The organism is uncultured Fretibacterium sp., from assembly GCF_938040765.1.
In the GTDB taxonomy this organism is placed as follows: Bacteria; Synergistota; Synergistia; order Synergistales; family Aminobacteriaceae; genus CAJPSE01.
Window position 1 is genome coordinate 1 of sequence record NZ_CALIAA010000222.1, and the last position, 9,310, is coordinate 9,310.

Here is a 9,310-nt window from a genome sequence, read left to right on the forward strand (position 1 = left end):
TCTAAGCGATTCGCACGGCTCATTCTTCGCCGGCTCTCTGCTTATTGCCTACAAACGATTTGGAATTAAAATGACTTTTGGTGCTTCACTTTCTTTGTGTCACGCTCTTTTTACTGGCTCAGGAGAGTGACCATCCTCCGTCGACGATCATGTTCGTGCCCGTGATGCGCCGGCTGGCGTCGGAGAGCAGGAACAGGACGGGGTCGGCGACGTCCTCGGGGGCGAGCGGCCCCAGCCGGGCCTTCTCGAGGACCTCTTTCCGGTACCATTCCTCGCCGAGCCGGGATCGGGTCTCCCGCTGCATGGGGGTGTCGACGGGACAGGGAGAAATGCAGTTGAAGCGGATGCCGCGCGGCGCGTACTCCGAGGCCAGCGAGCGCACCGACGCGATGAGGGCCCCCTTGGTCCCGGCGTAGGCGCTGAGCCCTACTTGTCCGGTAAGTGCGGAGATCGAGGCCAATGCGACGACGCTCAGCCCCGGGGCATAGCGTCCGCGGCGGCAGATCGCCTGCGACAGGGCCATGAAGGACAGCCAGTTGAGGCGCATCTGCCGCTCGGCCTTTTCCATATCGATATCCCGCAGCAGCGTGACGTCCGACGCTCCGGCGCTGTACACGAGCCCACCGAACGGCCCGGAACGGTCAAGGATAGCCTGAACGTCGCCTTCGATGCCGTCGATCTTCGTCAGGTCGGAAACATGTCCGACGTGGCCGGTCCCCTCCAGCAACGAAAGGGTTTCCTGAACCCTGTCCGGGGTCCTGCCCAGCACGGCGATTCGGGCGCCCATCCGCGCTGCGCCAATGGCTACGGCGCGGCCGATGCCGGAGGAACCTCCGGTTACGAGGATCGTCCGGCCGCAGAGAGAAAATGGATTCGGTTCCATGGACATGCAATCAAACCTCCATTCCGTCCGTTCCTAAGAAGGTTATCGGCATCAGGCGTGCATCTCGGACAGAATGTCGCCGACGGTTCTGAAGGCTCGGAGCACTCCAAGGTCCAGTTCCCTATCGAAGTGGGTGCCAAACATCGCCAAGACGGACAGCTTGCTCAGAGAATCCCAGTAGTCCAGCTCATTCAGAACCGTCTCCAGCTTCAGCGAGCCGGGCACGGCCTCGATGGTCCTGGTCAAGAGCTCTATTTTCTCTTCCGTTGTCATCGCCCTACAAACCTCCCGATCCGTAAATGCTTCATTCTGATCCAGTCCTTCATTCGCCGGGGTATTCGAGCAGGCCGGGACAGATGCAGGGGCCCATTTCGATCGAAGCGGCTGCGATGGAAAGCCCGGCCCCGAATCCCGCAAGCAGCGTCCGCTTCCTTTCGGTTTGGAGTTCGCCCGCAAGTTCCGAGCAAATCGTGACGGGGAGGGTCGCTGAGCTGGAGTTGCCGTAGCGATCCAGGCTGACGGGCATCTTGTCACGGGATATTCCGATCTGCTTCGCCACCTGTTCGATCATGAAGAGGTTGGCTTGATGCAGAAGCAGCCGATCGACGGCGTCGGCCGGGACCCCTGCATTCTTCAGAACCTCGGTCAGGACCGGAGGAACGTTGCGCACCACAAAATTGAATACGGCCATTCCGTCCATCCGGATGTCGATGGGGCGACGCACCCCGCCGTCCGGCCAATTCCGATACTCCAGAGAATGCTCGTTGAAAAGATTGCGTGAGCGCCCCTCTGGGACGAGCAGAACGTCATGTTTTGAACCGTCCGTCAGGAATCCGAAGAACCAGGGATCCGCTCCTTCATCCGGTGTGAGAATTGTCGCGGAACCGGCATCCCCGAAGAGCAGGGCGGTTGCGCGATCCCTTGGCGATGTGAAATAGGAATGAGTCTCCCCATCCAGAAGGAGGACGGGGGCATTCAGAGACCTGGCCATCAGTCCGGCCAGCCAGAGCCCGTAGACATACCCCGAACAGCCGAAGCTCGTGTCCACGGCTGTGCAGCTATGGGACAGGCCCAGCAGGTCTGCCGCTCGGGACGAGTTGTTGGGAATGTCGTGGTCGGGCGTCTGAGTGACGAAGAGCACCCCTCCAAGGTCGGAAGGGGTGAGAGTATGGTGTTCCAACAGCTTTTTCGCCGCCTCCACACAGAGGTCGAGAGCGGTGATTCCGCTCCCGGGGGGGCAGACACGGCGGGTCCGTATCCCCGTGACCCTGATGGTGTCCTCTATCCTGTCTCCAAAAAGTTCCGCGCCGAATGTTGTGTTGTCCACCGTGTGGGAGGGGACGCAGGCGCAGATGCCGTCGATTTTTATTCCGTCGAGAGTGCATGATCTCATGAGGTCGAAACCGTTCCTTTCTCGATGAAGCTTCCTTTCGGAACTCCTTTTCTGCGGGGGCCTATCGGCTTGGGGATGGGCTTTCGGCCAGTTCCAGCAGGCCCGTCCCGGTGCCGTACAGAAAGGCGACACGCCGGCCCCCCATGGCGGGCGCCGGAGCGATGGGATGCACCAGGATAAACCCCTTCTGCCTGAGCTCCGTGATATCGCGCTCCAGATCCTTGCTCTCGTAGCAGATATGATAGGGAGAATTGCCGTTTTTCCGTATCCACCCCATGACGGGGGAGTCATCCTGCAGGGGGGCGACCAGCTCGATCATGACCCCCGATGTGTCGGAAAAAAAGCGGATCTTTACCTTACGCCCGAGATCCTCGGTTTCCTCTCCGCAGGATCGATACCCCAGGGCCTCGAACTTTTCTGCGGCGGCGGCAAGATCCTGAACCGCATATCCGATATGGTCTATGCGCATGAGTTGCCTCCCGGCACGGCCGCGTAGAGTTTCTTGCGTTTCTGTACGACCTCGTAGGCGGGATTGGCCTCCTTGATCAGCGTCTCCAGGACTTCCGGGTCGTCGGGAAGGTGATAGGTGCAGAGCGCCAGTTTGGGGGCGAAGCGCGCCAATGTCTCCCGGGCGCCCCTCAGCATGTGGCGTTCGTACCCCTCGATGTCCGCTTTGATGAAATCGACGCGGGCAAGCCGCTGGTCGCGGACGAAGGTGTCCACGGTTGTGATCTCGACAGCTGACCCGGTTTGGCCGTTGGTCAATATGGCATTGCCCAGGGTATAGCTGTCGTCATCCGACATGACCGCCTGGGTCTCCGAGTCCCCCAGCCCTTTCTTTACGGGAAGGATGTTGGCGTTGAGCCTTGCCGTCTCCAGGAGGTAACGGTAGGGCGCCTCGATGGGCTCGAACGCGTAGACCGTTGCGCCTTTGACGGAGGCGTAGGCGGCAAAATCGCCAATCCAGCTTCCGGCGTCGATAACCACGTCGCCGGGATGCACCCTGACGTCGATCCTCTCGTTCTCGAGGCAGAAGAAGCCCTCGGTCAACAGGGAGTAGTAACGGTTCATCTCCCCTTCGTCGTAGATGTCCTCGAAGACATAGCCGAAGAACTGACGCTCGGTCTCGGGGTCCAGCGCCGGCAGGCGGGCTTCCCCGATCCGGTAGCAGCCGTCCTCCTTCGTTATCGAGGAGATAAAGCGTTTTGTGACTTTCCTGAGATGCCGGTGGGGATTCTTTCCCCAAAGGCGCAGGGACGCATGGTCGAGAAGGAGCAACAGAAACTCCCATGGAGTGTCCAATCCTGCCCGGACCCTGTCGAGGCGATGCGTCAGAATGTCCCATTTGGTGAAGGCGCTCATGAATCGTTCTCCTTGTATCTTCCACTTCCCCGAAACGGCGGCATGGTCGCCGCCCCGGGCGCGGAGATGCCCTCGCGCCTCAGGACCTTCCATGCCGTTGCCGCCAGAATCTTCAGGTCCAGCCGGAGCGAACGGTGCTCCACGTACCAGACGTCCAGCTCGAACTTCTCCTCCCACGTCAGGGCGTTCCGTCCGTTGATCTGTGCCCAGCCCGTGATCCCCGGTTTGACGGAGAGGCGCTTTCTCTGACGCTCGTCGTAGAGGGGCACGTATTCCAGAAGCAGCGGCCGCGGTCCCACCAGGCTCATGGCCCCGCACAGGACGTTCCAGAGCTGCGGCAGCTCGTCCAGGCTGGTGCGCCTCAGAAAAACGCCCAAGGGCGTCAGCCGGTCGGCGTCGGGCAGGAGCGAGCCGTCCCCGTCCCGCGCGTCCGTCATGGAGCGGAACTTGTAGAGCCGGAAGGGCCGTCCCCCAAGTCCGGCGCGTAGCTGCGAGAAAAGCGCCGGCGGCCCCATGCGGCGCCGGACCGCCAGCGTTATCCCCAGAAATACGGGGGACAGAAGGAGCAGGCCCAAAAGTGCCCCTACAATGTCCAGAAGACGCTTCAGCATCCGGTCGGGACTGCGTGGAGCGCCTCCAGCACGGCCTCGGTCACGCGGTCCTGCTGCGCCTCCGTCATCCCGGAGCCCGAGGGCAGGCAGAGCCCGCGGGAGAAGAGCTCCGCGCAGACGTCGCGCCCCTCCTCGTGCGGCCAGTAGCGCGCGCCCTTGAACACGGGCTGGAGGTGCATGGGCTTCCATAGCGGACGTCCCTCGATGTTCCGGGACGCCAGGCGATCCAGCACGGCGAGGGGCGAGACGCGGAGGGGTTCCTCCAAGGTCAGGGCCGTGAGCCAACGGTTGGAGCGGCTCCATGAGGGCTCCGGCATGAAGCGCACACCCTCGATGGTCCCCAGCGTCTCGGCGTAGCGGCCGAAGATGCACCGCCGGGCGGCGACGCGCTCGTCCAGATGGAGCATCTGCCCCCTACCGATTGCCGCCAGGACGTTGCTCAGACGGTAGTTCCACCCCAGAACCGTGTGCTGGTACCAGGGGGCGGAGTCGCGCGCCTGAGTGGCGAGGAAGCGCGCCCTCTCGAGCGCCTCGGCGTCGTCGGAGAGCAGCATCCCTCCTCCCGATGTCGTGACGATCTTGTTGCCGTTGTAGGAGAAGACGCCGAAGGTCCCGAAGGAGCCGGACCTGCGCCCCTTGTAGAGGGAGCCCAGCGCCTCCGCGGCGTCCTCCACGACGGGCACGCGGTAATGCCTGCAGAGCTCCAGCAGAGGGTCCATGTCGCAGCTCTGGCCGTAGAGGTCCACCAGGATGACGGCCTTGGGCGGACGCCCCTGCGCCGACGTCTCGGCAAGCGCCCGCTCGAGCGCCTGCGGACTCATGTTCCAGGACTCGGGCTCGGAATCGACGAAGGCGCACTCCGAGCCCTTGTGGAAGAACGGCGCAACGGACGCCGCGAAGGTGAACGAGGAGCAGAGAACCAGATCTCCGGCCCCCACGCCCAGCAGCTCCGCGGCCAAGTGCAGGGCCGCCGTCCCCGACGAGAGGGCCGCTGCGGCCCGGACGCCCGTCAGCTCGGCGGTCTCCCGCTCGAATGCCTCGACGTGGGGTCCCAGCGGTGCGATCCAGTTCGAGGCGAAGGCCTCGTTTATCTTGACGAGCTCATCCCCGCTCATGTGGGGCGGGGAGAGATAAATACGTTCCTGCGGCACCAAGCTCATCGTCCTTCTTTGCGATAAAGTTGCGATAAAGTCCTTTTGTCCTCATCGGGCGGATTTCCCATTTCTGAAAAAGTGTATCGCATTTGACGTAAAAGTTAAAGCGCCCAATACGGCAAACGACGTATTGCAGTGGCGCGGACACGAATTTATAATTTGGTCATAATTGGTCAGATATCCTTTCGAGGAGGAATCGGTATGGACTTCAATAAATTGACGCGAAAGAGCCAGGAGGCGCTCTCCGAGGCTCAGGGAATTGCGATAGGCAACAACAATCAGGAGGTGGATGTCGCGCACCTCCTGCTGGCGTTGCTTCGGGACGGGGAGGGGCTGATCCCGCGGATGCTCCGCCGGATGGACGTCGACCTGCAGGTCCTGGAGAAGCTCGTCGCGGATGAGGTGGCCCGCATTCCCAGGGTGACGGGGGGCGGGGCCGAGGCGGGGAAGGTCTACGTCACGGCGCGTCTCAACAAGCTGTTGATGCGGGCCGAGGAGCGGGCCAGGAAGCTTACGGACGAGTACGTCTCGGTCGAGCATCTGTTCCTGGAGATGCTCGGCGAAGGGGCGGCGACGAACCTGGGGAGGATCCTGAGCCGTTTGGGGATCACCGAGGACCGTTTCCTGAAGACCTTGACGGAGGTGCGCGGTTCGCAGCGGGTCCAGAGCGCGGACCCGGAGGCCTCCTACGAGGCGCTCGAGAAGTACGGCCGCGACCTCGTGGCGATGGCGCGGGAGGGCAAGCTGGACCCCGTGATCGGGCGGGACGAGGAGGTACGCCGCGTCGTGCGCATCCTCAGCCGCAAGACGAAGAACAACCCGGTGCTGATCGGGGACCCCGGCGTCGGCAAGACGGCGATCGTCGAGGGGCTGGCGCAGCGTATCGTCCGCGGCGACATCCCGGAGGGGCTGAAGGACCGCACGGTCTTCGCCCTGGACATGGGGTCGCTCGTCGCGGGGGCAAAGTTCCGCGGCGAGTTCGAGGAACGCCTCAAGGCCGTTCTGAACGAGGTCCGACAGAGCGAGGGGCGCATCATCCTCTTCATCGACGAGCTCCACACGATCGTGGGGGCCGGGGCCGCCGAGGGGGCGGTCGATGCCGGGAACATGCTCAAGCCCATGCTGGCGCGCGGGGAACTTCACTGCATCGGCGCGACCACCGTGGACGAGTACCGCAAGTATATCGAGAAGGATGCGGCGCTCGCGCGGCGCTTCCAGCCGGTGGACGTGGAGCAGCCGGACGTGGAGGACACGATCTCGATCCTGCGGGGCATCCGGGAGAAGCTCCAGGTGCACCACGGCGTGCGCATCCGGGACAACGCACTGGTCGCGGCGGCGAGGCTCTCCAACCGCTACATCACCAACCGGTTCCTTCCGGACAAGGCCATCGACCTGGTGGACGAGGCCTGCGCGATGATCCGGACGGAGATCGACTCCCTGCCCTCCGAGCTGGACGCGGCCTCGCGGCGCGTCATGCAGCTGGAGATCGAGGAGACCGCGCTGAAGCGCGAGGCGGACGCGGCGTCGGCGGAGCGCCTGAAGGCTCTGCAGAAGGAGCTGCAGGAGGCCCGGACCGAGGCGGATTCCCTGCGTGCCCAGTACGAGACGGAGAAGGGGGCCATCACGGGCATCCGCGAGCTGCGGAGCCGGATTGACGCGGTCAAGGCCGACATCGCGAAGGCCGAGCACGAGTACGACCTCAACCGGGTTGCCGAACTCCGCTATGGTCAGCTCCGGAAGCTGGAGGAGGAGCTGAGGGCGAAGGAGGCGGATGCCGAGAAGGAAAGCGCGTCGGGACGCCTGCTGCGCGAGGAGGTCACCGAGGAGGAGATCGCGGATATCGTCAGCCGCTGGACGGGCATTCCCGTGACGCGGCTGGTGGAGGGCGAGAAGGAGAAGCTGCTGAAGCTGGACGAAGGGCTGCACCGCCGCGTGATCGGGCAGGACGAGGCCGTGGGGCTCGTCGCCGACGCGGTGCTCCGTGCCCGGAGCGGGATACGGGACCCCCGGCGGCCGATCGGCTCCTTTATCTTCCTGGGGCCCACGGGGGTGGGCAAGACGGAGCTGGCCAAGACGCTGGCCGAGACGCTCTTCGATAGCGAGGACAACCTGGTCCGCATCGACATGTCCGAGTACATGGAGAAGCACGCGGTCTCCCGCCTGGTCGGGGCGCCTCCCGGCTACGTCGGGTATGACGAGGGCGGGCAGCTCACCGAGGCCGTCCGTCGCCGTCCCTACTCCGTCATCCTGTTCGACGAGATCGAGAAGGCGCACCCGGACGTGTTCAACATCCTGCTCCAGATCCTGGACGACGGGCGCATCACGGACAGCCACGGACGGGTGGTGGACTTCAAGAACACCGTCGTGATCATGACCAGCAATATCGGGGCCGCCTCCCTTCTGGAGGGGATCACGCCGGACGGTACGATACCGGATAAGACGCGCGACGAGGTCATGGGCGCGCTGCGGGCATCCTTCCGCCCGGAGTTCCTGAACCGCGTCGACGACATCGTGATCTTCAAGCCCCTGAGCCGCGGCGAGGTGCGGCAGATCGTCCGCCTTCTGCTCCAGGGCCTGGCCGGCCGGCTGGCCGAGCGGCAGATCACCCTGAGGACCGACGACGATGCCGTGGACTTCATCGCCGATGCCGGCTACGACCCCGTCTATGGGGCCCGTCCGCTCAAGCGCTATCTGGTGAGGAACGTGGAGACGAAGTTAGCGAGGGCGCTGATCGCGGGGGACGTTCGGGACGGGGCGACGGTCACGATCGGGGTCAGGGACGGAGCGCTGACCTTTGCCTTCGCCTGACGGACCCTTCTCGAGACGTCGGACGTCCCGAAGGGGATGGCCTTTCACGGGATGCGTTTGCCGGGCTCTTGTGATAAGCTAATGCGGAGCCGAGCGTACGGGGCGGGAGCGCGCCCCGTTTTCCCGGGTGTCGTTTTGTCTTCTTCAGCAGGGGAGGGAGCGGTTTGATCTTTGAATTGATGTCCGATGGAACATTGGCCCAATTGCCGCAGGTGTCCCTCCCCGAGGGGGTCCCAGAACCCGGAGGGCCCTTCGTGATGGTTTTGCTGCCGTACAACCGCTACCTTCTGGGCTGCTCTCCCAAGGGAGCCCCCGAGCGCTGGGTATGGGGGAGGCCGGGCGACGAACCTCGGGAATTGTTCCTCTATGAGGACAGGGACCTGTCCCTCGCCGTGGACGGCACCGCCGTCACGGTGCTGCCCCCGAAGCTCGTCACGGGACTCCGGGACGCGCTGCTGGTCCAGACGGACCCGCCGGGAGACCATCTATCCGCGGTCCTCATCCTGAGGGGGCTGATGAGGGAGAACGCCGCCTTTGCGGAGGGGGTCCCCTTCCGGGATGAGAGGGCCTTCAGCCGCTTTCTCGAGGAGGACGAGCTTCTCCGCAAGGGGTACTGGGCCCTGCGCTTCGCGCTTGCCCGCGGTGAGTTCGATATCGTGGTGCGGCTCCGTGCTTGGCTGAAGGCCGGCCCGAAGCTTTCAGACCCCGACGCCCCCGCCCGGATATGGTTTTCCATCCTTGACCTCCCCGGGGAGAAGGATCTCTCGGAGCTCGAGACACTGTCGTTTTCCAGGGAGGACCTTCAGCACATGGTCTCCCAGAACACCGTGCCCCTCCTTCTGTTCAACCCCGGCTCGGGATATCTGGTCCTGTCCCGGTTCGGTACGCGGGAACGTGCGGCTTTCAATCTTTGGGCCTTTTTCCCCCCGACGCTGTGGGGAGAGGTTCGGGAGCGCCGCAAGCTCTCCCTGAGAGAGCTGCTTCTGGCCGTATGGGGGGAGTACGACGTCTCCCGGGCGCTGTTCGAGCGAGCCCGCTACGCTCCGGAGCCGGGAAGGGTCATCTCGATGCTGTGAGAGGCCGATGATCTTCCTCCATC

Annotated in this window: 9 protein-coding genes; 2 read left to right on the forward strand and 7 right to left on the reverse strand. The window is 63.9% G+C overall.

Translation table 11 applies throughout. From position 1 onward, the window contains the following. Positions 1-118 precede the first annotated feature (118 nt). The 7 genes from Q0176_RS07585 to Q0176_RS07615 all read right to left on the reverse strand — a co-directional run bounded on the left by Q0176_RS07585 (position 119) and on the right by Q0176_RS07615 (position 5,409). Positions 119-889 (reverse strand): SDR family oxidoreductase, encoded by a 771-nt coding sequence (locus tag Q0176_RS07585; RefSeq protein WP_299301014.1) that lies wholly within the window; start codon positions 887-889, stop codon positions 119-121. Positions 890-934: 45 nt separating this feature from the next. Next, positions 935-1,156, reverse strand: coding sequence for a hypothetical protein (locus Q0176_RS07590; RefSeq protein ID WP_299301017.1), 222 nt, complete (start codon positions 1,154-1,156; stop codon positions 935-937). A gap of 49 nt (positions 1,157-1,205) precedes the next feature. Further along, positions 1,206-2,276, reverse strand: a complete 1,071-nt coding sequence (locus Q0176_RS07595) for a 3-oxoacyl-ACP synthase III family protein (protein WP_299301020.1) — start codon at positions 2,274-2,276, stop codon at positions 1,206-1,208. A 61-nt stretch (positions 2,277-2,337) separates the two neighbouring features. Then, positions 2,338-2,745 carry a VOC family protein gene (locus Q0176_RS07600; protein WP_299301023.1) on the reverse strand — a complete coding sequence of 136 codons (408 nt, stop codon included), beginning with the start codon at positions 2,743-2,745 and terminating at the stop codon, positions 2,338-2,340. Beyond that, entirely contained in the window at positions 2,736-3,638 is a 903-nt protein-coding gene (locus tag Q0176_RS07605; RefSeq protein WP_299301026.1) for an FkbM family methyltransferase, read from the reverse strand. Before Q0176_RS07605 ends, Q0176_RS07600 begins: the two co-directional genes overlap by 10 nt. Further along, positions 3,635-4,249 (reverse strand): sugar transferase, encoded by a 615-nt coding sequence (locus Q0176_RS07610; RefSeq protein ID WP_299301029.1) that lies wholly within the window; start codon positions 4,247-4,249, stop codon positions 3,635-3,637. Before Q0176_RS07610 ends, Q0176_RS07605 begins: the two co-directional genes overlap by 4 nt. Next, on the reverse strand, positions 4,243-5,409 hold the full coding sequence (locus tag Q0176_RS07615; RefSeq protein WP_299301032.1) for an aminotransferase class I/II-fold pyridoxal phosphate-dependent enzyme: 1,167 nt from the start codon (positions 5,407-5,409) through the stop codon (positions 4,243-4,245). The genes Q0176_RS07610 and Q0176_RS07615 overlap by 7 nt, the downstream gene beginning before the upstream one ends. A 195-nt stretch (positions 5,410-5,604) precedes the next feature. Between Q0176_RS07615 and clpB the strand changes: the two genes are divergently transcribed. Both clpB and Q0176_RS07625 read left to right on the forward strand, forming a co-directional pair. Beyond that, positions 5,605-8,211: an ATP-dependent chaperone ClpB gene (gene clpB, locus Q0176_RS07620; protein ID WP_299301035.1), complete on the forward strand. Its 2,607-nt coding sequence runs from the start codon at positions 5,605-5,607 to the stop codon at positions 8,209-8,211. 254 nt (positions 8,212-8,465) lie between these two features. Further along, a complete protein-coding gene (locus Q0176_RS07625; RefSeq protein WP_299301038.1) occupies positions 8,466-9,287 on the forward strand; it encodes a hypothetical protein in 822 nt (273 codons plus the stop codon). Positions 9,288-9,310 lie beyond the last annotated feature (23 nt).

Coding starts and splice junctions, on each gene's coding strand:
- Q0176_RS07590 (WP_299301017.1), bottom strand. CDS start 1,156: ATGACAACGGAAGAGAAAATAGAGCTCTTGACCAGGACCATCGAGGCC.
- clpB (WP_299301035.1), top strand. CDS start 5,605: ATGGACTTCAATAAATTGACGCGAAAGAGCCAGGAGGCGCTCTCCGAG.
- Q0176_RS07610 (WP_299301029.1), bottom strand. CDS start 4,249: ATGCTGAAGCGTCTTCTGGACATTGTAGGGGCACTTTTGGGCCTGCTC.
- Q0176_RS07585 (WP_299301014.1), bottom strand. CDS start 889: ATGTCCATGGAACCGAATCCATTTTCTCTCTGCGGCCGGACGATCCTC.
- Q0176_RS07605 (WP_299301026.1), bottom strand. CDS start 3,638: ATGAGCGCCTTCACCAAATGGGACATTCTGACGCATCGCCTCGACAGG.
- Q0176_RS07600 (WP_299301023.1), bottom strand. CDS start 2,745: ATGCGCATAGACCATATCGGATATGCGGTTCAGGATCTTGCCGCCGCC.
- Q0176_RS07595 (WP_299301020.1), bottom strand. CDS start 2,276: ATGAGATCATGCACTCTCGACGGAATAAAAATCGACGGCATCTGCGCC.
- Q0176_RS07615 (WP_299301032.1), bottom strand. CDS start 5,409: ATGAGCTTGGTGCCGCAGGAACGTATTTATCTCTCCCCGCCCCACATG.